Raw genomic sequence first — 24941 nt, forward strand, 5'->3', positions numbered from 1 at the left:
TAATTTTCAAAATGAGCAAGAATAAGATTATGATTATGATCAAGAAGGGATAGAAAGAATAAATGGATATAACTAATTACAAACATAAAATCGTTGAAGTTGTTCGTTTCCACGAGGTTGATATTCTTGGGGTTTGTAACAATGCGGTTTACTTCAACTACTTTGAAGATGCGCGTATTAAATATATGCAAGACATCAAGAAAAATTTTGGGCTGATGGAAATATTGGAAGGCAACTCATTTTTCATCATGGTTCATAACAACTGTGATTACATAGCATCTGCGTATATGGACGACGAACTTAATATTTATACCCGGATAGAATTTATCAAGAATACTAGTTTTGGATTTAAGCATATTGTGGAAAATAATAACACAGGTAAAATAATTGCTCGAGGCGGCGGGGTTGTAGTTCATATTAACAGAGCGACAAATAAGTCAATTCCAATCCCGAATGAGTTTTATGAAGCAGTGCAAAAATTTGAAAAACATTTAGAAATTATTAAAACAACCTAACGTATAAAAAATATTAACGTTGCTATACATAGTACCGATACTGTTAACCAACGTGAATAAAACGGGTACGTCCTTTTTAAATTGCCCCATACTTTTGCAAGCACAAGCATTAGTACAATCAAAACCACAGTTACGATCAGACATTGAAATAAATTGTAATCCTGCCGAGAAATCTGAATTAAACTTTTGCCTAAAATTACCTGCTGGTAAATTAATTGTAGATGTACCCAATAAACTAAAAGAGATTCACGGCTAACATCCAGTATGAGCGATTTATAATTCTCTTTATTGTGCAAATAAAACCAGAATGTTCCAAGCGCAAAAAGAATAACTCCGAATCTTTCGAAAAAGAAAAATGGGCTTGGCCGATATTTGGCTGTCTGAGTCGGAAATAAGATATATTGAACAATCACGCTAATAAGATAAAATGCTGTACCATAAATAATCAGTTTTTTTGCGAACTCTTTTTCGGCTCCTTCCTTTCGAGCTTTGATGTAATATTTTGCGACATAAGCACCGCTAAAAACAAAAGCCCACCATGGAAATCCCGGAAATAAAGAGCCGTGCATTTTGTTAAAATAATTTGCGAAGAAAAGAGGCATGTACTTTGCAAAATCAATACTCCATGTTATTGGACTTACAATCAATACAAGTGCAGTGATAATCAAAGAAAAATTGTAAAAACCGTTCTCCGATTTGATCACAATTCGAGCAAGGAGAAGAAATATAAGTCCTGTTGAGATTAATTGAAGAATATCAACAGTGTATAAACTTTCTAAATTAGACTGTGTGGGATTAGCCAAAATTTTTGCGAACGAGTAATAAGGAATATGAAGCGAGTACCCTACAAAAAAGATTAATCCAATTCTTGATACTTTGCGCCAAAATTCCTTACCAAATGTTCTTAGTTGTACAATCCCTTTTTGTAGAGAAAGAACAAAAACCAATCCCGAAGCGAAACTAAAGGAAGGCGCTACTAATCCATTGATAAAATTCAAACGGGCAAACCACCATGTATCTCTAAGCGCCGGGGTTAATAATGCATTAACAACGTGCACTTCGATCATAATAATTAAGGCAAGCCCTTTTAAAAGATCGATAAACAAAGCCCGGTTTTTTAAATCCATTTTTTACTCAAAAAAATTTGTGTTAAGATAATGAATTTAAAATTTTTACAATAATCCGACCAGGTAAATTTTAACATTTTATATTGTATCATTTATTATTAAAATTCATTAGTTTAACACAGGAACAAGTAAATAAGTGGGGCATTATGAATCTTGTTTTTGATATTGAAACTGTTAGTTTTGGTTTTGAAACCCTTTCAGAATCCCAACGGGAATTCCTTCTTCGATACACCGAATACGAAAAAGATTGCCAGAAAAAAAGCGAATTGGTCGATGAAACTATGCGCTATCTCAGTCTCTATCCGTACACAGCAAAAATTATTTCACTTGGATTGTTCAACACAGAAACCGGCAAATCGATGGTCTTTTTTGAAGGCGGAAATGATGATGAATGGATTGCTGAAGAAAAAGTTATTAAGTACAAACCAGTAGATGAAAAACAAATGCTATCATATTTCTGGAAGTATGCAGACAAAGCGGAAAAATTAATTTCATTCAACGGTAGAAACTTTGATCTGCCCTTCATAATGATTCGCTCGGTTTTAAACAAAGTTAAACCAACAAAAAATTATCTGAAGAATCGTTACGATTCAACTCACCATATTGATATGCTTGAACAACTCACATTTTACGGTCTTACTAAAAAATTTAATCTTGATTTCTATTGTCATGCTTTCGGTGTAGAATCGCCTAAATCCAAAGGAATTACGGGTATGGATGTTAAAGAACTTTACCGAGCCGGAAGGATGAAGGACATTGCAATTTACTGCGGACAAGATGTTAAAGCTACATTCGAACTTTATAACATATGGGATGAGTATCTCAACATCTAGGTTTTACAGATAAGACATGAATTAAAATTGTCAAATCAATTCCCAGAGGCACACCGGTGCCTCTTTTTGTTTTAAAGATTTTATTTGGGAAATTACTTCTAAGAGTTTTCAAATTTAGAATAATTCATGAACAAAAAATATAAAGAGCTAACGGGATTCATTCTTGCCGGCGGCGATAGCAAAAGGATGGGTATAAATAAAGCACTTCTTAAGATCGGAAATAAAACTATTGTTGAACGCTCACTTGATTTAATGCTGAATATTTTTGAAAATGTATTTTTGTGCACAAACGATTTTGAAATCTATAGGTTTCTCAATACCCCAATGATTGAAGACATCTACAAAAGTCTTGGTCCGCTTTCAGGAATACATGCCGGATTAGAAATTTCCGAAACAAATAAAAATTTTTTTCTCTCATGCGATTTACCATTAATGTCGGAAGAATTGATTCGTTACATTACCGAATATAAAACTAAGAGCGATTTACTAATCACTTCAGCAAACAGAAGAAATCAACATCTATGCGGAATTTATAGTAAATCATTAATCAGAACCATTGAAGATATTCTACGAAGTTCAAATAATTCTATTAATAAAAATGGAAAAAGTTCTTCAAGTATAAAAAAAATGATAGTTAATACCGGAGCTGAAATAATCAAAGCAGAAGATATTCCATTCTATAACGAAGAAATCTTTTTCAACATGAACACACAAAATGACTTTGAGATAATCAAAAAGAAAATTTTAGGATGAGAAAAAGGTATAAACCAAATATAAAATTCTTATTAACATCGTATTTTTTTGTACTCCTTGCAGCCTGCTTTTTTATCTACGGAGTTTATTGGTTCATAAATGTTCCGGTTGACGAAAAAGCCGAACTGTATAGAATTGAACTGCTCAAAAAACAAACCGGAGTTGATGAATCTGCATTCCGCCAATTACCACTTATTCTCAATCGTAGAGAAGGGTGTGTTACATGTCATGATAAAATGGAGGGGTTTGAAATTTCCCACGATCCGGAAAAAATCGGATGTTATTCCTGTCATCTTGGAAACAGATTAACAGAGGATAAAATAAAAGCACATCAGAATATGGTTCTCATTCCCGGCAATTCATCCAATGCGGAAAAAACCTGCGGCGTTAACGGTTGCCATCCTCAAATGATTTCCAGAATGAATAATAATATAATGAATACTATGAACGGTGTTGTTAGTGTTGATAAATGGGTTTTCGACGAATCTGATTCACCAACATTCAGATTCCCGATTGATTCAATCGGATTCTCGTCCGCTGAAACACATTTAAGAAATTTGTGCGCCTCGTGTCATCTTTCCAATGAGAAAACTGATTTTGGACCGGTTGAGGAATTATCACGCGGCGGCGGATGTCTTGCTTGTCATCTTAATTACTCAAAAGAAGCAGAAGAAGAATTGAAGAAAATAAGAAAAGAAGGAAAGAAGGAAGGAACGAATGAGAAATTCCATCCGTCAATTACTTTACAAGTGGAAAATAAACATTGTTTCGGATGCCATTCACGCTCGGGTAGAATTTCTTTGAGTTATGACGGTTGGCATGAAACACTCCTTAAACCCGAAGAAATAAAAGGTAAAGTGGGATTTAGAATTCTTGATGATGGAAGAGTTGTAACAAAAATTCAAGCGGATGTACACTCGGAACGTGGAATGATTTGTATTGATTGCCATACTTCGTATGAATTAATGGGAGATGGAAAATATAATTTGCACAAAGAAGAGCAGATGAAAGTACAATGTGTGGATTGTCATTTAACGTCTGCCCCGGTCACTCAAAAATTTAGCGATTTTGATTTTGAATCGAAGCAAATAGCTCAATTGAAGAAACTGAATGATAACGACAAAAATTATTTGACTGTCTCTAGGAATGGTTTTCCGCTTGTCAATGCATTTGTGCAGAATGGTAAATCGTATTTAATACAAAAATTTTCCGGAAAGATATCGGAAATAAAAAATCCGGCAAAAATTTGTGTAGAAGGAGCGGCACATAAAAATTTATCGTGCAACTCATGTCATAGCTCATGGTCTCCGCAATGTATTGGATGCCATACAGAATATGACGATAAAGGAACAATGTTCGATCTTCTTTCAAATAAAGAAGAAGCTGGAGAGTGGCTTGAACATCCAAAAGATTTATTGCCTGAACCGTCAACTCTTGGAATTAGAGAAACTAATGAGAATGGAATTACCAAAAAAGTAGTTGAAGAATTTATACCGGGAATGGTTTTAACAATTAATAAAAATAAAACTAAAAATGAGAAACCGATTTTCAAAAGATTATTTGCGCCCGGTTTTTCTCATACAATTGTTAAAAACGCGCGTTCATGCGAATCGTGTCATAACAATCCTCTTGCACTCGGATACGGAAGAGGAAAACTTGAATACAAAATTTTTGGTAATACAGGAAAATGGAAATTTATACCGCAATATTCAATTATCAAACAAGATGGACTTCCTGAAGACGCATGGATTGGTTTTCTGAAGGAGAGAAGTTTCAACTCAACTACTCGAGATAACACACGTCCATTTTCAATTGAAGAGCAGAAAAAAATTCTTACAGTTGGAGCTTGCTTAAATTGTCATTCTTCTAGCACAAGAATAATGAAGGAAGCGGTCTTAGATTTTTTAAAAACCAAATCGATGCTGACCAAAAAATGTATTTTGCCAATATGGAATTAATATTCTTGCAGATATAAACTCCTCTTTATATCTCTGTCCAAGACTATCACTCTCCTTATTTCCAAATCCAAGAAATTATTTTTTCTATTTCTTAATAATAAAAATAAAACCTTTGATTTTTTACTGAAATCGAATGAATAGTTCGTTTTATAATTGGCAACATAGTTGATATTTATAAATATCAACAACAAGACAACTTATATGAACGATATAAACGTTGCACAAAATGAACCCATCTTTACAATCAGTGCCGCAGCTCAACTACTGAAAATTTCTGTACATACTTTACGAATGTACGAGCGTGAAGGGCTTTTCATTCCTTATAAGAAAAAATCGAATCAAAGACTTTTTTCTAAAGCGGATATTGAGCGGATACAATGTATTCGGAATGCGATTAACGAGGCAAAGATCAGCATCAACGGTATAAAAACAATTTACTCGCTTATTCCGTGTTGGGATATAGTTAAATGCTCTGACGATGATCGAAAGATCTGTAAAGCTTACGCTGGAAGCCATGAGCCATGCTGGACTTATCACCATCCCCAAACAATTTGTGAAAAAAAAGAATGCAGATCATGCGAAGTTTATTCAAAATATTCTGAGTGTGGTAAGATAAAAGAATTAATAAAATCGATTACGAGGTAAGGATGAATTCTATCTCAAGAAGAAAATTCCTAAAGATTTCCGGATTTACAGTCGGCGCTGCTGCAGCTGTTTCTTCTATCGGTCCGGTAATCAAAGGAGCTAAAAAAATCAACAAAGAAAAAGTAAAAGGAATTCAAAAAATTCCAACTTACTGCGATATCTGTTTCTGGAAATGCGGAGCCATAGCATATTTAAAAAACGGTGAGCTGTGGAAAATTGAAGGACATCCCGAAGATCCATTAAGCAAAGGAAGATTATGTCCCAGAGGAACAGGCGGCATTGGAGCTTATTCGGATCCTGATCGTTTACGTTCGCCGCTAATCAGAACAAGGGCGCGAGGTAAAGAAGAATGGAAAGAAGTTACGTGGGGTGAAGCATTTGATTACATCGCGGAGAAGATGAATAAAATTAAAGCTAAGTATGGACCGGAAGCGGTTGCGTTTTTTGCTCACGGTATTGGCGGAAATTTTTTGAAACATACCCTCAATGCATTCGGAACACAAAATATTTCGGCACCGTCATTTGCGCAATGCCGGGGTCCAAGGGATGTTGGCTTCGAATTAACATTTGGTGAGGCTATCGGTTCGCCTGAAAGAACCGACATAGAAAATTCAAAATGTCTTGTGCTCATTGGTTCTCATCTTGGTGAGAACATGCATAATTCACAAGTGCAAGAATTTGCTACTGCGGTTCAGAAGGACGCTGCAATTATTGTAGTTGACCCGAGATTTTCAGTGGCTGCATCTAAAGCAAAATATTATTTACCGATTAAACCGGGAACAGATATTGCGCTTCTTCTCGCGTGGATGAATGTGATCGTTTCTGAAAAACTCTATGATGAAGAATACGTTACAAAATTTGGTTTTGGTTTCGAACAATTCGCAGCTGAAATTTCTCAATTCACACCCGAGTGGGCTTATCCGGAAACGGGAATTGATCCCGAATTGATCCGGACAACAGCAAGAGTTATGTCTCAACATAAACCGGCAACATTAATCCATCCCGGAAGACACACAACCTGGTATGGAGATGATACACAGCGTTCGCGCGCAATTGCATTGTTAAATGCACTTATGGGAAGTTGGGGACGAAAAGGCGGATTCTTCTACCCGACAAAATTTGGAGTTCCAGCTTATCCATATCCCGCATATCCTGAACCAACAAAACCCAAAGTTGATAATCCTGATAAAAAATATCCATTCGCATCAGAAGAAATTACAACCGGAGTTAGAGACGCAACTATAACAGGTAAACCGTACCCAATTAAAAGCTGGTTCGTTTATGCTACAAATTTAATACACGCGTTACCTAATGAAGAAGAAACAATTAAAGCAATTCAGAATTTAGATCTGATGGTTGTTGTAGATGTAATTCCAAGCGAGATTGCCGGATGGGCAGATGTTGTTCTTCCGGAATCTATTTATCTGGAACGTTATGATGATTTACACTCATCTCCATTTAAGGAACAATTTTTAGGAATCCGCCAGCCTGTTATTGATTCACCAAACGACCAAAAACCAAACTGGTGGATCGCAAAAAAACTTGCAGAAAAATTGGGGCTTGGTCATTACTATCCTTGGAATGATATTGAAGAGTATCTCGATTTTCGTTTGAAGAAAATCGGAATGAGTTTAGAAGAGATGAAGAAGAAAGGAATTATTCACGGTAATAAAGTGCCAATCTTTTTTGAAGATGGAATTGTTCCGGAATTTGCGACTCCGTCCGGCAAGATCGAATTTTACTCGCCGCAACTGGCTGAAGCCGGATTCGATCCCGTTCCAAAATATAAAAGACCGGAACAGCCGCCGTCCGGATATTTCAGATTGTTATTCGGGCGCGCACCGGTTCATTCATTTAGCCGTACTCAATCAAATAGAATTTTGATGGATATGATGGATGAGAATGAAATTTGGGTGAACGAGGATGTAGCAAATCGCTTTGGATTAAAAAATGCTCAGCACGTTCGATTGAAGAATCAAGATGGTGTTGTGAGCAATAAAATTAAAGTTAAGATAACGGAAAGAATCAGACCAGATTGTGTTTATATGGTTCATGGTTTCGGGCACAATTCTAAAATGCTTAAAGGTGCATTCGGCAAAGGCGCAAGCGATGCTCAACTTATTACCAAATATAAAACCGATCCATTGATGGGAGGAACAGCTATGAATGTGAACTTTGTAACTTTTGAGATGGAGGCATAGCATGGCAAGATATGGAATGGTGATAGATACAAAAAAATGTGTCGGATGTATGGATTGCGTTGTTGCATGTAAAACTGAAAATAATGTGCCCGAAGGACACAATAGAGATTGGATTGTAACTGTGGCTAATGGAAAATTTCCAAGTGTGAATCTTGAAATTCAATCTCAGAGATGCAACCATTGCGATAATACTCCATGCGTTGCGTGCTGTCCAACCGGAGCCAGCCATATTCACGATATTGGGAAAGTAGTTTTGGTTGAACATAATATGTGCATTGGTTGTAAAGCATGCCTTGCGGCTTGTCCTTATGATGCACGTTTCATCAATCCCGAAGGTTACGCTGATAAATGTACCTTCTGCATTCACAGAGTTGAAAAAGGAGAATTGCCGGCATGCGTTTCCGTATGCCCAACCCATTGTATGTATTTCGGCGATCTTGATGATCCGAATAGTGAAGTATGCCGATTGATAGCTTCAAGAAAAAATCATCAATTAATTCCTGAAGCCGGGACGCAACCTAGAATTTTTTATCTCATATAATTCTGAGGAACGAAGTGACGAAGAATCTCCTAACAAAAAAAGTTAGAGATTCTGAAATGGGAACACCAATTCAAAAATGGAAAAAAAGAAAAAATGTTTTCAAAATAATTGTTGGGAGATTCTTCACCCGATTTCATCGGGTTCAGAATAATAATTGTGGACAAATATTACGTCTACATAATGAGCAGCAAAGCAAAAGTACTTTATGTCGGAATGACAAATGACATCTCAAGACGAGTTTACGAACATAAAAACAAAATGAATATTGGATTTACGGCAAAGTACAATGTGGATTGCCTAGTTTACTTCGAGGAAGTAGCAAACAAGGTATCAGCAATTAGAAGAGAGAAACAATTGAAAGGTTGGATTAGAGACAAGAAAATAAAATTGGTTGAAATACAAAATCCAAATTGGGAAGACTTAAGTAAACCATGGCTTGATGAGCTAATGGGGAAAGAAGAAAACAAATAAAAGTTAGATTTATGCTAGCGATGTAGTAGGAGATTCTTCGCTACGCTCAGAATTAAAGGAGTAAGAAATGCAAGAATTAACAACAACACGGCACAATCCGCAGATTGATCCTTTCACAGCAGTATGGGGTTGGGAGATTCCTGTTTATCTTTTTCTCGGCGGAATGGTTGCCGGGATGATGATCATAGCGGGTTATTTTTTATTTAAAGAGAAACATAAAAATTCGGATAGTATTGCTAATTATATCCCGTTAATAAGTATTGTGTTTTTAAGTTTGGGACTTGGTGCTCTCTTCCTCGATTTAGAGCATAAACTTTTTGTGTGGCGACTTTACACAACTTTCAAGATCTCCTCACCAATGTCATGGGGTGCTTGGATTTTGATTTTGGTTTATCCTTTGATATTTGCAAATATGATTATGGTGCCTCCGTCATTTCTTGCGAATCGTTTCCCTCAAGTAAATAAAATTACCGATTACATCAATTCACGACCGCACCTAATACAAAATATTGGAATTGGAAATATGCTGCTTGGCGGTATGCTTGGTGTTTACACCGGCGTTCTGCTAAGTGCCATGGGCTCACGTCCTTTGTGGAATACTTCAATTCTTTGGGTTCTTTTTCTTATCTCCGGATTGTCCACTGCCGCAGCTTTCGTTCATATGATTGCAAAAAATGTTCAAGAAAGGGAATTACTTGCTAAAGCCGATAACGGATTTATAGTGATAGAAATGTTTGTAATAGTCCTTATGCTGATCGGTCTTGCAACTTCTTCACAAGCTCAAATTCAAGCTGCGCAACTTTTACTAGGCGGTCCTTACACAGCTCCTTTCTGGGTTTTTGTAGTTGGAATGGGCTTGGTTGTGCCACTCATTATTCAACTCTTGGCAGTTAATCATAAAATTAATCATACACCTATCGCACCGATAATGGTAATTCTGGGCGGATTGATATTACGATTTATAATTGTTGCTGCGGGACAGTACAGTCATTATCTCAATGCTCATTTTAATTAAGAAAGATTCAATTGAAGTTCAAAAAAGATTAAAACGATGGAGTATTTATGAATTCACAAAAAGAAAAATCTCATGTAGAAAAACATCATGAGCCGAAGCCGTATTCGAATCCCTACGTTACCGGCGTTGGTTTAGGACTTGTTCTACTTGCAGCATTTTTAATTATGGGACGTGGGCTCGGAGCTTCCGGAGCAGTTTCAACTCTTGTTGCAGTAGGTGTTGAAAAAGTTGCGCCCGAACATGCTGCTTCAAATAATTTTTATAAAGAGTACATAGGCGATGGAACTACAAATCCTCTTAAAGATTGGCTCTTATTTGAAGTTATTGGTGTTGTTGTCGGGGGATTTATTTCCGGTTCTCTCGCACACAGAATTAAACGTACAACAGAAAAAGGTCCAAATGTTTCCGTAAGAACAAGATTGATTTATGCTTTTGTTGGCGGATCAATAATGGGTTTCGGCGCAAAGTTGGCGCGTGGATGCACGAGCGGATTAGCACTTACAGGCGGTGCATTACTTAGTCTTGGCGGCTGGGCTTTCATGTTAGCAGTATTCGGCGGTGGTTATGCTGTTGCATTTTTCGTAAGGAGGCAATGGTTATGATGCCCTATTTTAAATTTGATTACTTCGGCTTCGATTTCAGTTTGGTCGTAGCATTTATTATCGGCATTGGCTTTGGCTTCGCACTTGAACGAGGCGGATTTGGAAATGCCAGAATTCTTGCCGCGCAGTTTTATTTCTATAATATGCGTGTTTTAAAAGTGATGTTCACCGCAATTGTTACCGCAATGCTTGGATTATTTTACTTCGCCTGGTTGGGCTGGCTTGATCTTTCTCTTGTTTATGTTGGCGATACTTACATACTTCCTCAAATAGTTGGCGGATTGATACTCGGGATGGGATTTGTAATCGGCGGATATTGCCCCGGCACATCTGTTGTCTCAGCTTCAACAGGAAGAATCGACGGTTTAGTTTACTTGTTAGGAATTTTCTTCGGCATCTTTGTCTTTGGAGAAATGTTCCCGCTGTTAGAAGGATTTTATAATTCGACTAACATGGGAAGAGTCACTCTTCCCGGTTTCCTTGGACTTTCACACGGAATGGTTGTTTTCTTAGTTGTTGCAATGGCATTAGGTGCTTTTGCGGCAGCTCAATGGGGAGAAAGAAAATTAGCAAAGAAAAGCGGAAGAGGTATAGAATGAAAGAATGGTTTATGAAACTAAGCAGATCAAAAAAATTAGCGATGGCTGCTGCTTTTCTAGGAATTATCGCGCTCTTTATAGCTAATCCAACAGACGATAATAAAATTTATGTAAATGCGAAAGAGATGGCACTATCAACCGTTAAAGATCAAGACAAAATTGATGTAATGACTTTAGCGGATTGGCTGATCAAAGAAAAATCGGATTTTACTTTAGTGGATTTAAGAAATGAAAAAGAATATTCCGAATACAACATTCCTACTTCAGTTAATATTAGGATGGAAGATTTGCTCGGTTCAGGATTAATGAGAAATCAAACTATTCTTCTTTATGGTATTGATGACATATCTGCAGCACAAGCTTGGTTTGTACTAAAGAGCAGTAATTATAAAGGTGTCTATATTCTTTCCGGCGGATTGAATGAATGGAAAAATCAAATTTTATTTCCGAAGCTAGCATTAAATGCAACACCGGAACAAACAGCAGCATTTGAAAAAGCAAAACAGATTAGCGCATACTTTGGCGGTACGCCTCAATTAGCAACAGCAGAACAGACAACATCGGCGGCTTCGCCAACTATAAAACCAACAACTCCGGTATTGCCAAAACTTTCTACTCCCGCTGTTGGTGGAAAAGCTGTAAAGAAAAAGAAAGAAGGTTGCTAAAGAAAGAACAAGATTATGTGCAAGATCATGATCAAAATAATTTTACTTTTTGAACATGATTGTAATATAAAAGTTCGGATTGCTTGAATAAAGATTGGTTTTGAAAGTCAATCAAAAGATTTTTTTTATGAATCACATGAGCATGCCGTCTGTGTTGGATGAATCTATTGGTCTCGCTCTTTTTGGAAAAGAGTATAAGAAGAATTGATCTGAAAGAATAGATTCAAATAGTTCACAGTGTTACTTAATTACGTATTCAAAAAAAAATCACAAAGAGGTACAAAGATGAAAAAGCATTTCAGATTTCTTCTTGTCTTAGCGGTATTTTCATTTATGAGCCAAAGTATTTTTGCAACCGATGGATATTTTCGTCATGGTTTCGGAATTAAATATTCCGCACTAGCAGGTGCAGGTTCAGCTTTATCATTAAGTTCTATAGGAGCTGCAACAAACCCGGCAAGTTTAGCGTCATTAGGAAATCGTTTTGATGTCGACTTTGCAGTTTTCAGTCCTGCTCGTCAGTTCACAGTTACAGGAAACCCATCCGGTTATCCGGGAACATTTGGATTAATGCCCGGAACAACTGAAAGTGAATCAAATTATTTCTATATGCCAACCTTGGGTGTAAATTATAAGGTTCAAGATAATATGGCTTTAGGATTAATGTTTTATGGTAATGGTGGAATGAACTCGGATTATCCAAAACAAATTTTTGGAGATCCTTCATCTCCTGGAACCGGAGTTAATATTGAACAAATGTTTATTGGTTTGACCTTTGCAGCAAAAGTTGATGCTAATCAATCTCTTGGAATAACTGGATTATTCGGTTATCAAAGATTTGCGGCAAAAGGATTGGCAGCATTCTCAATGTTTTCAAGTGACTCCAAAAGCTTAACAGGCAATAGAGTCAGCACATCATCTGGTTTTGGGGTACGTGTTGGTTATCAAGGAACATATGCAGATCATTTTATGATCGGTGCTTCATATCAAACAAAAATGAGCATGAGCGCATTTGACGGTTACAAAGGATTATTTGCAGAGAAAGGTGATTTTGATGTACCTGCAAACTGGGTTGTAGGTATTGCAACAGATGTCATAAAAGATTTCACATTTGCTTTTGATGTCCGACAAATACTTTACAGCGCAGTAAGATCAATTAACAATCCAATGATTCCAAATATAATGACTGCACCTTTAGGCGCTGACAACGGAGCGGGATTCGGTTGGAAGAATATGACAATTTATAAATTTGGTGTGATGTATAAAGGCATTCAAGATTGGACCTTTATGGGCGGATTTTCTTATGGCAAAGAACCAATATCAGAAACGGAAGTAATGTTTAATATTCTTGCACCTGGAGTCATTGAGAGCCATCTAACTTTTGGTGTATCTAAGATGATTACTAAAACGAATGAATTGAATGTTGCTTTTATGTATGCTTTGCCAAAAGAAGTTGCTGGTGCTAATCCATTAGAAGCACCGGGTCTTCAAACTATTGTTTTAAAAATGAGCCAGTGGCAATTGGAATTTGGGTACGCATTTAGTTTCTAATAAAGAAAATGTTTAAAGGCATGGGCAAGATTTTCTTGCTCATGTTTTTAATATTAATCGAAATCAAACAGAGTAAATTTATTCTCAAGTTTGTAATGCTCAACAAATTTATCAATTATTGAGCCCCTAACAACACACAAAATCTTTCCATCATACTTTTCGAATTCATTCAAAATCTTTGAAACAGCAGGTTCCAGCCCTTTGCTCTCAAGTTCAAGCGGACCGATCTCATCGATCACAAGCCAGTTCAGATCTTTACTCAAACAATCGAGTAATTTTTCTTGTGCCCATGAAAATGTTTCTTTGCTAAAAAAATATTTTCCGATTTTAATTATAAGTTCATCTTTTGTTGTTGACGGAACTTCTAAGGATTTTAATGTCCGGGAAGAAATGTGATATATGAATCGCTTGTCATCAATAACGGGTTGGAAGATACCGTCAATTTTTTTCTGTGATGCCGCCCAATGCATCAAGCGAGTTGTTTTGCCGGAATGGAACGCTCCTGTAAGTATGAAAATTTTTTTAGTCAATTTTAATTTCCGCTAAAAGTAAAAGTGCAAGAGAATCCGAGAAAAATTTTCTAATTCTTTTTGTTCCTTTTTTCAATGAAGAGATTCTCCAGCAGAAATTTATTATCTGCTTAAAACCGGGGAACAATGCGGTTACTTCGTTCATCTCAGAAGCATGCCTAAAATTTTTCTTTTCAAGAAATTTTTTGAAATGTTTTATAACGAATGGAGAGATAATCGAAAACCAGAAGAACGTTATTACAATTGCTCTCACCAAAGTGAACATAATTTCATAAGCGCGATTTTTACCAAGCTGAGGAAAGTAAAACGAAAGAATCATCAATCCAAATAAGAATAAAAACAATAAAATTCCCGAGGATCTCTTAAACCAGCGTTTCTTCTTCTTTGATTTTTTGAAATAGTCTTCGTTTTCTGCAAAGTCAATTTTCATTTTCTCAAATGATTCCGATTTCGATATAAGCCAACGCGGAATTAGTGCGGCTTTTATTCCGATATAAATTCCCGAGAATATATGAATACCTGCATAAATTGAAATTAATATTATACTAAAGCTGAAAGTTGTAGACTGCTTAAAAATGGGAATTTGCGACAAAACAAAATCAACGAATAGGTCAATGGATTTCCATAAGCCCGTACCGAATATCAAAGAGAGAAAAATTAATTTTTGCAAGGCCGAAAAAAGTAAAGAAAAAAAACCAAGAAGCAGCGCTGCCGCACGTTCATACTTGATCAGCGAAAAAAATAAATAACCAAGAACTCCTTGAAGCGCTACCGCAAAATATGCCGTTATTGGAGAGTAAGGGCTGACAAATGCTTTCACTAATATTACGATTAACGTGGCTCTCAGAATTGCTAACTTATCATTTGAATAATGAGCTATTAGAGTAATAAAAATTACCGCCGCACAGCCAAGAAATAATCCAGTGAATGGAATTTTTAGCGCATGAAGTATTCCGCCGAATGCCGCTTCACTAAATCCCCAAAGAGCAACAATACGTTGAACTTTTAAGGGAGTCGTCTCATCAAAAATATTTTTAAGTTCTACTAGAGGTTTTTCAGTTTGCAAAATATTTTTATTTGCCTTTCTTCTTATCTAGGATATCATCCATCCAGCTCATAACTGCCATAGAGGATGGGAATCCAATAGTTGGAATCGAAAGGAGTGCAACCTGACGAATTTCCTTTTTTGTTAGTTTAGCTTTTAGAGCTTTTCTAACCTGAGCATGAACAGCACCTTCCATTTTAGCTCCGGCAGAAATCGCAAGTTTTACCAACGTACGTTCCTTTTCGGTAAGAGAACCTTCTTTGTGAATTGCGTCCCCGAGCATTTCGTATGCAACCGCAACCTCAGGATATTCTTTAAGAAATCTTTCAAATCTTTTGGGAAGAGTTGACATCCCGACCTCATTTTTATTGTCGATTGCAAATTAATCCAAAAATGTTGTTCCTGCAATTTGATAATGCGAAACAATAATCGGTCATTCTAATTGAAAAGTTTTTGTATTTTTGAATCAATAAAATGTATCGAGGTATTATTGAAAGTACTTGTTACAGGGGGCGCCGGATATATCGGTTCGCATTTTGTTAAACTCCTTATCGATCAAGGGCATCAACCTCTTGTAGTTGATAATTTGTTGCGCGGACATATTGAAGCTGTTCCTCAAAATGTTCTGTTTGAAGATATTGACATTCTAGACACAGAAGCCCTTGCTCACACAATTCGAACTTATTTACCGGAAGCGGTAGTTCATTTTGCCGCATATGCATACGTGGGAGAATCAGTCGAGAACCCAGGAATTTATTATCAAAACAATGTTGTCGGTAGTTTGAATTTGATCAGGTTATGTGCGGAGAATGGTGTTAAAAATTTTGTTTTCTCTTCCACATGTTCTATCTACGGTAATCCTTCTAAAGTACCGATATCGGAAGATCAGCCGTCGAATCCGATAAATCCATATGCAAATACTAAATTGATGATTGAAACGATATTGAAAGATTTTGAAATTGCTAACGGAATGAGACACATTGCATTGCGTTATTTCAATGCTGCGGGTGCCAATTCATCAGGTTCAATTGGAGAAAGCCACAATCCTGAACCGCATTTAATTCCGATAATATTACAAGCTGCATTAGGCGTAAGAAAAAAAGTTTCTGTCTTTGGAAATGATTACGAAACAAAAGATGGTACATGTATCCGCGATTACATTCATGTGAGCGATTTAGCGGACGCACATTTGAAATCAATAAATTATTTGAACAGCGGAAGCGAATCAGCAATAATTAATTTAGGCACAGGAAAAGGGAATTCAGTTCTTGAAATAATTGAGAAAGCAAAAAATATTACTAAAAAAGTAATTCCATTTGAAATTGTTGGAAGACGTGCCGGAGATCCGGCAGTACTTGTAGCCGATAATAAAAAAGCAAAAGATCTTTTAAATTGGTCACCAAAATATTCTATTGAAGAAATTATCCAAACAGCATGGCGCTGGCACCAAAATCCAAAATACTGAGGTAAAGATTGATATTCGAAAAAACTTTTATAGACGGGTTGATTGTGGTTAAACCCGATGTTTTTCAAGACGAACGCGGTTATTTTTTTGAAGCATTCAACCTGGAAAAATTTATAAATGGCGGAATTAATAAATCATTTGTTCAGGATAACATTTCCAAATCATCAAAAGGAACTGTCCGTGGATTGCATTATCAAATTGGTGAATATGCTCAAGGTAAGTTATGCAGTGTGGTTGTGGGAAAAGTGTTAGATATTGCTGTTGATATTCGATTCGGATCCCCAACATTCGGTAAGTATTTTGCTGTTGAGCTAAATGAGGAAATAAAAAATCAGTTGTGGATTCCTCCCGGATTTGCTCACGGTTTTTCTGTCCTTTCAGATTCAGCGATTTTTAGTTATAAATGTTCGGCGCTCTACAACAAACAATCTGAGCGCGCAATTCTGTTCAACGATTCTGATCTTAAAATTGATTGGAAAGTTGATAAACCGATCGTCTCCGAAAAAGATTTACAAGCAAAACTTTTTAAAGAAATAGAAAAAGATTTTCTCTACTAATATTCACGGGGTCAAAAATGAATTTATCAGTTATCGGAACAGGTTATGTTGGGCTTGTAAGCGGAACGTGTTTTGCAGAGATGGGCAACCAGGTTATTTGTGTTGATAACAATCAAGATAAATTACAGAAGTTGAATGCCGGGGAAATTCCAATTTATGAACCCGGTTTGGAAATGCTGTTCCATCGAAATGTTGAGAAGAAAAGAATAATCTTCACCGACGATCTAAAAAAAGCTGTCATTGAATCTGAGGTAATTTTTCTCTGCCTACCAACTCCACAGGATGAAGACGGTTCCGCTGAACTTAAATATGTTTTTGGAGTTGTTGAAGAGATTGGAAATATCCTAAAGACTTCCGGGACTAAGGATTTTAAGATTATCGTAAATAAAAGCACTGTGCCTGTCGGAACCTCTGCCAGATTGACAAGAATTATTGAAAAGTATGGAATCAAATATTTTGAGGTTGTCTCTAATCCGGAGTTCTTACGCGAAGGATTTGCAGTTGATGATTTTATGAAACCCGATAGAATTGTTGTTGGAACACGGACTCAAAAAGTTTTCGAAAAAATGTGTGCGCTCTATGAACCTTTCGTACGGCAAGGAAACCCGATATTGGAAATGGATCCGGAAAGTTCCGAAGTAACTAAGTATGCGGCTAATTCATACCTAGCAATGCGCATCACTTATATGAATGAACTTGCAAATTTTTGCGAATCTGTTGGCGCAAACGTTGATTTGGTAAGGAAGGGAATTGGCGCCGATACTAGAATAGGAAAAAGATTTCTTTTTCCGGGTATTGGATATGGAGGCTCTTGCTTTCCGAAAGATGTAAATGCATTAATTAAAACTTCGGAAGAACACAACTCACCAATTCGATTACTCAAAGTTGTTGATGAAGTAAATAAACTTCAAAAACTAATTCTTATAAAAAAGGTTTTGAAACATTTTGACCGTGATATAAAAGGTAAAAAATTTGCAGTCTGGGGACTGGCTTTCAAACCGAATACAGACGATATGCGTGATGCACCATCTATCACAATCATCAAAGAATTAGTGCGGCTTGGTGCCAAAGTTTCTGCTTATGATCCTGCAGCTATGGATAATGCTAAATATTATTTGGATGACATTCTTGAATATTCACAAGATCAGTATGCAGTTCTAAAAAATGCAGATGCTCTTCTTACTTTGACCGAGTGGAATGAATTTCGCAATCCGGATTTCGACCGTATCAAATCCGAATTAAAATCTTCAATAATTTTCGATGGTAGAAATATTTTTGATACAAAAAAGATGGCGGAGTTAGGATTTGTGTATTTCAGCATTGGAAGAAAACCGGTAGGAATATAAATTCTGAGCGACCTTCATACGTGCTTAAATGAAAAACTTCTCAATTTTCAATTTTGAGATTCCTTGTTCATACTAAAGTATAATCTCAGAGTGACATTATGAATTTAGAACCTTTTCATAATACTCAACATACTTCGGTACAATTAAATTCTTATCAAAATTATTAACTGCACGGTCACGGGAATTTTTTGAAAACGATTTATACCGTTTCTCGTTTGTCAGTAATTCAATTGCGTACTTTGCCATCCGGTCAATATCTCCAATCTCTGCAATATAACCGGTTTCGTTGTGAATATTTAATTCCGGCAAACCGCCAACAGAGGTACTAACAACCGGAACGCCGCACGCCATTGCCTCTAGTGCAGATAATCCAAAACTTTCTGATTGAGACGGCATCAGAAATAGATCCGCCGCATTCAAAATTTCTACAAGACCATCCTGCTTGCCAAGAAATACAACATCTTTCTGCAAATCGAGTTCTCTTGCAAGACGTTCGCAATCCGATCTTTCTGGACCATCACCCACAAGTACTAATTTCGTTGGAATTTCTTTTTTCACTTTTTCTAGAACCCGGATTGTATCGGCAACTCTTTTAACTTGCCGGAAATTTGAAGTATGAACCAAAACTTTTTCGTCGTTTGGTGCTATATGTTTACGGAAAACTTCACTCTCTTGATTCTTATATTTATCAATATCAATGAAGTTATAGATAACCTCAATTTCTTTTTTGATGTTATAATTAGTCAGCGTCTTCTCTTTTAAAAAACGGGAAACTGTAGTTACGCCGTTGCTCTCTTCGATGCTGAATTTTACGAGCGGCATAAATGAAGGTTCAAGACCAACAAGAGTAATATCGGTTCCATGCAGTGTTGTAATGAATTTTAAATTTTTACCTGACTTGCGTAAAACTTGTTGAGCAAGGTATGCGCTAACTGCGTGCGGTATTGCGTAATGTACATGCATCAAATCCAAGTCCTCGAATTCAAATACTTCCAGCATCTTGCTTGTCAAAGCTAAATCATACAGAGAATGTTCAAACAATGGATAGGTGCTAAGTTCTACTTCGTGAAAGAAAACATTTTCATAAAATCCGGTTAGTCTATGAGGAATGGCGTAGCTGATAAAATGAACTTGATGTCCAAGTGCCGCTAAAGCTAAACCCAATTCTGTTGCTACAACGCCGCTGCCGCCGTAAGTGGGGTAACACGTAATTCCAATTTTCATTCTGTCTTTCTATCTTTATTGATATGAATATAATTCACTATTTTATATCTAAACAACTACGTTTATAATTACGTTCAAAATACGTTTTTTTTAATTCAATGAAAATTTTGCTCATAGGACATTCAATTATCGATCACTTTGAAGAACTCAATAGTGAAATCTCCAGACCAGGAGGAATATTTTATTCAACTATCGGAATATTGTCTCTAGCCAAGCCGGAAGATGAAATCTTTCTTCTTACAAGTATGAATGAAAAATCATTTCATCTTTTTGAAAGTCTCTATTCAAAAATTAATAAGACGTTCATAGACACAGTCGAAAATATGCCTGAGGTTATTCTTAGAACTTCGGGTTTGGGGGAGCGAAAAGAAACATATGAAAATTTGTCATCGCAGCTTATAATAGAAAAAATTGGAGATTGGAATCAGTTCGACGGAATCCTAATAAATATGATTACCGGATTTGATATTTCTCTTGATCAATTAAAAACGATTAGGAAATATTTTAAAGGCATAATTTATTTTGACATTCATACACTTTCACGGGGAGTTGGTGCGAATATGGAACGAGAATTCCGCCCGATCCCCCAAACCTATGAATGGCTTACTAACATTGATATTCTTCAATGTAATGAGAGCGAACTAAATACAATAGTTCAAAACATGGACGAATTTAATTCCGCAAAAGAAATTCTCCGATTCGGACCCAAAATACTCATCATCACAAAAGGAGAGAAAGGAGCACAAACTTATTTTCTTGAAAACGGAGAAATCAAATCACTTTTTCTAAATGCTGAACAAGTTGTAACAGTTAATAAAATTGGCTGTGGCGATATTTTTGGGGCGGTCTTCTTTTATTCATATATTTCTACAAGAGATGTAAGTAAATCACTTAATAAGGCAAATAAAGCGGGAGCTATTGCAGCCACAACAAAAAATTTAACGACGGAAAGATTAATAAAACTGAATGATTAGCGGTGATTTAATAAAAAAGAGAATATTAATAATTGGTTCAAACGGAATGCTGGGGCAGCGGCTTGCTGAATTTTTTCGCTCTGACGATAAAATTGAACTCCTCTGCGCGTCTGTGGAAAATGAATCTCTCATTCCTGAAGTCAATTATAAGCAATTGGACATTAGACAAAAAAATGAAGTTCGCGAAATCATTCTTAACTTCTTTCCGGATTTCGTTATAAATACCGCTGCTTACACCAACGTTGATAAATCTGAAACTGATAAGGAAACTGCATGGAAAATTAATGTTAACGGTCCGGAAAATATTGCACATTACTGCTGGACTATTGACGCACATCTAATTCATTTATCAACGGATTATATTTTTGACGGAAAGAACGGACCTTACACCGAGGTAGATAAACCATGTCCAATTAGTTATTACGGAAGAACTAAACTTGCAAGTGAAAACTCTATCCGGACTAGCGGTGTGCGATTTACAATTATTCGTACAAATATTTTGTATGGAGCTGCTAAATTCGGTCGCAATGATTTTGTTAAATGGGTTTTAACTTCTCTAAGTTCCGGTCAAACAATTCGCATTGTTACAGATCAGATCGGCAACCCAACATATATTGATGATATTGTCTCTGCTATAAATAAAGTAACTGAATTTAAAATGGAAGGAATCTACAACATCGGCGGTATTGAAATGTTGTCAAGATTTGATTTCACACAACGCATTGCCGGATATTTCAATTTAGACAAAAAGTTAATTTTGCCGATCCTTACTAAAGATCTTAACCAACCCGCACATCGCCCTCTAAAATCCGGACTTATTACGCTCAAGGCTGAGACCGAACTTGAATATAAACCAAAATCGATAGAGACAAGTTTCCAGCTTATCAAAAATGAGCTGAATTTATAATAATCATTTTTCACTAATTCTTTAATTGACAATTTGATCTATAATTATGAACTTGAAAATAGAATTATTGGATTTAAACCCATTCATCAAATCAGGAGGAGGAATAAAACTATGAAGAAATTATTATTGGTTGTTGCAGTATTATTGTTGTTTTGTGCTAGCTCGTATGCTCAGTCTCAGGTTCAAAGCAGCTGGTTTTATTACACAAAGGATAGCCCAAACTATACACTAAATACGAATCAGGGAAAGAGAATGGTTGAGTTCGAGGTTAATTTTAGCAAACCATTCGATAAGAAACCAAAAGTTGTTATAATGCCGTCTCTTCTTGATGCTGAAAAGGCAACCCAAGTTCGCTATAGTATAAGAGCTACCGGTATTTCCCGTGACGGGTTTGTATTACTTGCAGAAGTTTGGGGCGATACTCAATTAAACGCCATTGGCGGATTCTGGCTTGCTCATACTGAAGAATAATTTTTAATGATAATTTTAATGAAAAGCTGTTCCTTTTATATAAAGGGAATAGCTTTTTTATTAACTCTACCCTTTATCAATTGACCGAACTGATATTTTTATTACTTACCAATCAGAAATAGTTTTGCTTCACACAAGTTTCTTATCGGATATTTAGTTATTCTGTTTTAGATTGCGACTACAAAATTCAATGTCGTTTTTCTCAACCCTTCATCCGCCGGAGGTTGAATGCTGTCACAGTTACTCAAACCAGAAATAACAGATTTAATTCAAAATAGACAGTTCACTGCCCTCAAAGAAATTCTAATTGATTGGGTACCTATAGATATTGCAGACCTTTTTCTTTCATTACCAGAGAATGAACAAGCAATATTTTTCCGCCTTCTTCCAAAAGATTTGGCTGCCGATGTTTTTGAATATTTTGATGTTGATGCTCAATTAAATTTGATTCAACTTCTTGGTAAAGAAGATATTGCTTCTATACTCAATGAAATGGCCGATGATGATAGAACTGCATTATTCGAAGAAGTCCCGCCAAATGTAGTTAAACAAATGATCACTTATTTATCTCCGGAACAAAGGAAGATCTCATTACAGCTTCTTGGTTATCCGGAAAATAGCATCGGTCGTTTGATGACTCCCGATTACATTGCAGCACAACAGAATTGGACTGTACAAGAAACTCTAAATTTCATTCGAGTCAATGGAAAAAACAGCGAGACACTGAATGTAGTTTATGTAGTAAATGAAAAAGGTGTTTTAATTGATGATATAACAATCCGCGAATTTCTTTTGTCTCCGCTTGATGATAAAGTTAGTGATCTAATGGATTTTACTTTTGTTTCATTAAAGGTAAATGATGATCAAGAAACGGCGGTAGAAGTTTTCAAAAAGTATGATAGAATTGCTTTTCCTGTCACAGACTCAAGCGGCGTACTCGTAGGAATTGTTACTGTAGATGATGTTCTGGATATTGCGGAAGAAGAAGCTACTGAAGATATTCAAAAAATTGCCGCAGTAGAAGCGTTTGACGAGCCCTATACGGACATTTCCTTATTTAAGATGATTAAAAAAAGGGCTGGCTGGTTAAGCATTCTTTTCTTAGGCGAGATGTTAACAGCTTCAGCCATGCAAATTTTTCAGGATGAAATTCAAAGAGTAGTTTTATTGGCTCTTTTTATTCCTCTCATCATTTCCAGCGGTGGAAATTCAGGTTCACAAGCTACAACACTTGTTATTAGAGCACTTGCCTTAAAAGAAATAACTTTAAAAAGCTGGTTCTTCATTTTTAAAAGAGAAATATTAACCGGCTTGGTTTTAGGTATTATTCTTGCTTCAATTGGGTTTGTAAGAATTTCAGTATGGCAATCTGTGGGGCATTATTACGGCAATCAGTGGTTTTTACTTGCACTTACAGTAAGTGTTTCATTAGTAGGTGTTGTTACGTGGGGAACATTAATGGGTTCGATGCTACCATTGATAATTAAGAAACTTGGTTTTGACCCGGCAACTTCTTCTGCTCCTTTTGTTGCAACCCTTGTTGACGTTACCGGATTGATAATTTATTTTTCGGTTGCACTGATTATTTTATTATAGATGATTTCATCCAATAACTTGAGATTAAAATGGCTTCAGAACAATTTGAACTATTTGTAATTCTGCTCAAACTTAAATCTTATTTAATTAGTCTGCTGGATGATCCTTCACTGGATTATAACAGCTTTGACTATACTGAAGAATATTTGCTTAGAAAATACCCAGACAGAAAAGAGGAAGTGTTGGGAATGCTGATGGCAAATAAAATTGAGAGCGATGCTCAAATTGCTTTCTCTGAAAATATACAGCAAAAGTTCAAGGAGATTGTGATTGGCCTTGATTCACCACACAAGCTTTCTGAAATACTGGATAAATTCCAAATAGAAGCAATTAACGATACACTCAGAGAAAAAACGTTAGACGATATTAAACTGAACCGTGAACAAAAACTTAAAGAGATAGTTTCTGTTTTACTTCAACTTGCCAGAATCTGGACAAGACGAAATGAAATTGAAAATAATATTGAAGACTTCTCACTTTTAGATGAAGAAGAGGTAATTCGTCCCGAGGAATTGGAAGAATTGGGGCAACTCGATTTTGAGACGTCGGTTTCATATAATACAATTTCAAAGCTAACGGAAATTTATTTAGAGCAACTAGCGGAATATTATTTCAGATTTGGCGGAGATATCTCTTTAGTTAAGCTTTTAGACAGTGTGGATGAATTTAAACGTCTTGTGTCAAATAAATACCGGGATCTTTTTAACGAACATGGATTAGATCCTAACAAGTTTCAATAAATGAGATTATTAAAAATCAGTATAGCTACAATTTGTCATTTTAAATCTCTAATCAAAACTTTTACGCCAGCTCCTCATTAAAAAGCCTGTAATCAGTAATGCAGTTCCTATCAGCGAAACTTTAATGTATTGATCCGAATAAAAATAATATCCGCCAATTGCTACAGGTATATTCTGAATTTCCAGAGGAGTAAGTCCTTCACCTCTGGCAATTTCAACTTTGTAACTTATATGGAGTAGAGCATAAGCTAAAATTACACCGCCCTGCAAAAAACAGACTATATCTACAAGTGCAAATACAATAACGGACATTATCTTTTTCATTTGAACCTCATTAATTGAGTAACATTAGTACCCCCGAGAGGAATCGAACCTCCGACCAACAGTTTAGGAAACTGCTGCTCTATCCTTCTGAGCTACGGGGGCGGCTATTTCTTTTCTAATTAACAAGAATTTTATGCAGAATAGACTTAATTCTAAAGCATAATTTTCGAAAGGAAATATAACCATTGGATTATAGAATAAAAAATTAGCTCAATATTGTAGTTTCAAGCTGATTCAGAAATGTTAAATTGAATTTGCTTGTCCTTTTTGATAATTTTTGCTTCGA

27 protein-coding genes and 1 tRNA gene are annotated in these 24941 nt (G+C 36.1%); 21 read left to right on the forward strand and 7 right to left on the reverse strand.

Features of this window, described 5'->3' with window-relative positions; translation table 11 throughout:
- Window positions 1–62: 62 nt before the first annotated feature.
- Window positions 63–515: a thioesterase family protein gene (locus tag NTX65_13945; protein MCX6170443.1), complete on the forward strand. Its 453-nt coding sequence runs from the start codon at window positions 63–65 to the stop codon at window positions 513–515.
- On the opposite strand, the gene NTX65_13950 is transcribed toward NTX65_13945, so the two are convergent.
- Window positions 512–1642 (reverse strand): heparan-alpha-glucosaminide N-acetyltransferase domain-containing protein, encoded by a 1131-nt coding sequence (locus NTX65_13950; GenBank protein MCX6170444.1) that lies wholly within the window; start codon window positions 1640–1642, stop codon window positions 512–514. The genes NTX65_13945 and NTX65_13950 overlap by 4 nt on opposite strands.
- Window positions 1643–1788: 146 nt before the next feature.
- Between NTX65_13950 and NTX65_13955 the strand changes: the two genes are divergently transcribed.
- From NTX65_13955 to NTX65_14010, 12 genes are all read left to right on the forward strand, one after another.
- Window positions 1789–2475 carry a ribonuclease H-like domain-containing protein gene (locus NTX65_13955; GenBank protein ID MCX6170445.1) on the forward strand — a complete coding sequence of 229 codons (687 nt, stop codon included), beginning with the start codon at window positions 1789–1791 and terminating at the stop codon, window positions 2473–2475.
- Between the two features lie 126 nt (window positions 2476–2601).
- Complete coding sequence (locus tag NTX65_13960; protein ID MCX6170446.1) at window positions 2602–3228, forward strand: molybdenum cofactor guanylyltransferase; 627 nt, start codon at window positions 2602–2604, stop codon at window positions 3226–3228.
- On the forward strand, window positions 3225–5186 hold the full coding sequence (locus NTX65_13965; protein ID MCX6170447.1) for a hypothetical protein: 1962 nt from the start codon (window positions 3225–3227) through the stop codon (window positions 5184–5186). The genes NTX65_13960 and NTX65_13965 overlap by 4 nt, the downstream gene beginning before the upstream one ends.
- 201 nt (window positions 5187–5387) lie before the next feature.
- A complete protein-coding gene (locus tag NTX65_13970) occupies window positions 5388–5831 on the forward strand; it encodes a MerR family transcriptional regulator (GenBank protein ID MCX6170448.1) in 444 nt (147 codons plus the stop codon).
- A gap of 2 nt (window positions 5832–5833) precedes the next feature.
- Entirely contained in the window at window positions 5834–8032 is a 2199-nt protein-coding gene (locus tag NTX65_13975; GenBank protein ID MCX6170449.1) for a molybdopterin-dependent oxidoreductase, read from the forward strand.
- A 1-nt stretch (window position 8033) separates the two neighbouring features.
- Window positions 8034–8573, forward strand: a complete 540-nt coding sequence (locus NTX65_13980; protein ID MCX6170450.1) for a 4Fe-4S dicluster domain-containing protein — start codon at window positions 8034–8036, stop codon at window positions 8571–8573.
- A 156-nt stretch (window positions 8574–8729) separates the two neighbouring features.
- Complete coding sequence (locus NTX65_13985) at window positions 8730–9044, forward strand: GIY-YIG nuclease family protein (protein ID MCX6170451.1); 315 nt, start codon at window positions 8730–8732, stop codon at window positions 9042–9044.
- A gap of 67 nt (window positions 9045–9111) precedes the next feature.
- On the forward strand, window positions 9112–10059 hold the full coding sequence (gene nrfD, locus NTX65_13990) for a polysulfide reductase NrfD (protein ID MCX6170452.1): 948 nt from the start codon (window positions 9112–9114) through the stop codon (window positions 10057–10059).
- Window positions 10060–10106: 47 nt separating this feature from the next.
- Window positions 10107–10661 (forward strand): YeeE/YedE thiosulfate transporter family protein, encoded by a 555-nt coding sequence (locus tag NTX65_13995; GenBank protein ID MCX6170453.1) that lies wholly within the window; start codon window positions 10107–10109, stop codon window positions 10659–10661.
- Window positions 10658–11260 (forward strand): YeeE/YedE thiosulfate transporter family protein, encoded by a 603-nt coding sequence (locus NTX65_14000; GenBank protein ID MCX6170454.1) that lies wholly within the window; start codon window positions 10658–10660, stop codon window positions 11258–11260. The genes NTX65_13995 and NTX65_14000 overlap by 4 nt, the downstream gene beginning before the upstream one ends.
- Entirely contained in the window at window positions 11257–11925 is a 669-nt protein-coding gene (locus tag NTX65_14005) for a rhodanese-like domain-containing protein (GenBank protein ID MCX6170455.1), read from the forward strand. Before NTX65_14000 ends, NTX65_14005 begins: the two co-directional genes overlap by 4 nt.
- 285 nt (window positions 11926–12210) lie before the next feature.
- Window positions 12211–13476, forward strand: coding sequence for an outer membrane protein transport protein (locus NTX65_14010; GenBank protein ID MCX6170456.1), 1266 nt, complete (start codon window positions 12211–12213; stop codon window positions 13474–13476).
- Between the two features lie 53 nt (window positions 13477–13529).
- Here the strand turns inward: NTX65_14010 and NTX65_14015 are convergent, their stop codons facing one another.
- Genes NTX65_14015 through NTX65_14025 form a run of 3 tightly spaced genes read right to left on the reverse strand, consistent with a single transcriptional unit; the run spans window position 13530 to window position 15403 of the window.
- Window positions 13530–14006: a hypothetical protein gene (locus tag NTX65_14015; protein MCX6170457.1), complete on the reverse strand. Its 477-nt coding sequence runs from the start codon at window positions 14004–14006 to the stop codon at window positions 13530–13532.
- Entirely contained in the window at window positions 13999–15072 is a 1074-nt protein-coding gene (locus NTX65_14020; GenBank protein ID MCX6170458.1) for a hypothetical protein, read from the reverse strand. The genes NTX65_14015 and NTX65_14020 overlap by 8 nt, the downstream gene beginning before the upstream one ends.
- A gap of 7 nt (window positions 15073–15079) precedes the next feature.
- Window positions 15080–15403, reverse strand: coding sequence for a carboxymuconolactone decarboxylase family protein (locus NTX65_14025; GenBank protein ID MCX6170459.1), 324 nt, complete (start codon window positions 15401–15403; stop codon window positions 15080–15082).
- 138 nt (window positions 15404–15541) lie between these two features.
- On the opposite strand from NTX65_14025, the gene galE reads away from it, so the two are divergent.
- From galE to NTX65_14040, 3 genes are read left to right on the forward strand one after another with little or no spacing between them, the layout of a single operon-like run.
- Entirely contained in the window at window positions 15542–16516 is a 975-nt protein-coding gene (gene galE, locus NTX65_14030) for a UDP-glucose 4-epimerase GalE (GenBank protein ID MCX6170460.1), read from the forward strand.
- 8 nt (window positions 16517–16524) lie between these two features.
- Complete coding sequence (rfbC, locus tag NTX65_14035) at window positions 16525–17073, forward strand: dTDP-4-dehydrorhamnose 3,5-epimerase (protein ID MCX6170461.1); 549 nt, start codon at window positions 16525–16527, stop codon at window positions 17071–17073.
- Window positions 17074–17090: 17 nt separating this feature from the next.
- A complete protein-coding gene (locus tag NTX65_14040) occupies window positions 17091–18419 on the forward strand; it encodes a UDP-glucose/GDP-mannose dehydrogenase family protein (protein ID MCX6170462.1) in 1329 nt (442 codons plus the stop codon).
- A gap of 96 nt (window positions 18420–18515) precedes the next feature.
- On the opposite strand, the gene bshA is transcribed toward NTX65_14040, so the two are convergent.
- Window positions 18516–19643, reverse strand: a complete 1128-nt coding sequence (bshA, locus tag NTX65_14045) for an N-acetyl-alpha-D-glucosaminyl L-malate synthase BshA (protein ID MCX6170463.1) — start codon at window positions 19641–19643, stop codon at window positions 18516–18518.
- A 107-nt stretch (window positions 19644–19750) separates the two neighbouring features.
- On the opposite strand from bshA, the gene NTX65_14050 reads away from it, so the two are divergent.
- From NTX65_14050 to NTX65_14070, 5 genes are all read left to right on the forward strand, one after another.
- Complete coding sequence (locus NTX65_14050; GenBank protein MCX6170464.1) at window positions 19751–20617, forward strand: carbohydrate kinase family protein; 867 nt, start codon at window positions 19751–19753, stop codon at window positions 20615–20617.
- Entirely contained in the window at window positions 20610–21524 is a 915-nt protein-coding gene (gene rfbD, locus NTX65_14055) for a dTDP-4-dehydrorhamnose reductase (protein ID MCX6170465.1), read from the forward strand. Before NTX65_14050 ends, rfbD begins: the two co-directional genes overlap by 8 nt.
- A gap of 111 nt (window positions 21525–21635) precedes the next feature.
- Window positions 21636–21995, forward strand: coding sequence for an H-type lectin domain-containing protein (locus NTX65_14060; protein ID MCX6170466.1), 360 nt, complete (start codon window positions 21636–21638; stop codon window positions 21993–21995).
- A 228-nt stretch (window positions 21996–22223) separates the two neighbouring features.
- Window positions 22224–23591 (forward strand): magnesium transporter, encoded by a 1368-nt coding sequence (gene mgtE, locus NTX65_14065; GenBank protein ID MCX6170467.1) that lies wholly within the window; start codon window positions 22224–22226, stop codon window positions 23589–23591.
- A 29-nt stretch (window positions 23592–23620) separates the two neighbouring features.
- Window positions 23621–24331, forward strand: a complete 711-nt coding sequence (locus NTX65_14070; GenBank protein MCX6170468.1) for a hypothetical protein — start codon at window positions 23621–23623, stop codon at window positions 24329–24331.
- Between the two features lie 48 nt (window positions 24332–24379).
- Here NTX65_14070 and NTX65_14075 read toward each other — a convergent pair whose 3' ends face one another.
- Window positions 24380–24655, reverse strand: coding sequence for a hypothetical protein (locus tag NTX65_14075; GenBank protein ID MCX6170469.1), 276 nt, complete (start codon window positions 24653–24655; stop codon window positions 24380–24382).
- 28 nt (window positions 24656–24683) lie between these two features.
- Window positions 24684–24757, reverse strand: a tRNA-Arg gene (locus NTX65_14080).
- Between the last annotated feature and the right edge of the window lie 184 nt (window positions 24758–24941).

The organism is Ignavibacteriales bacterium (assembly GCA_026390795.1).
Taxonomy (GTDB): domain Bacteria; phylum Bacteroidota; class Ignavibacteria; order Ignavibacteriales; family Melioribacteraceae; genus Fen-1258.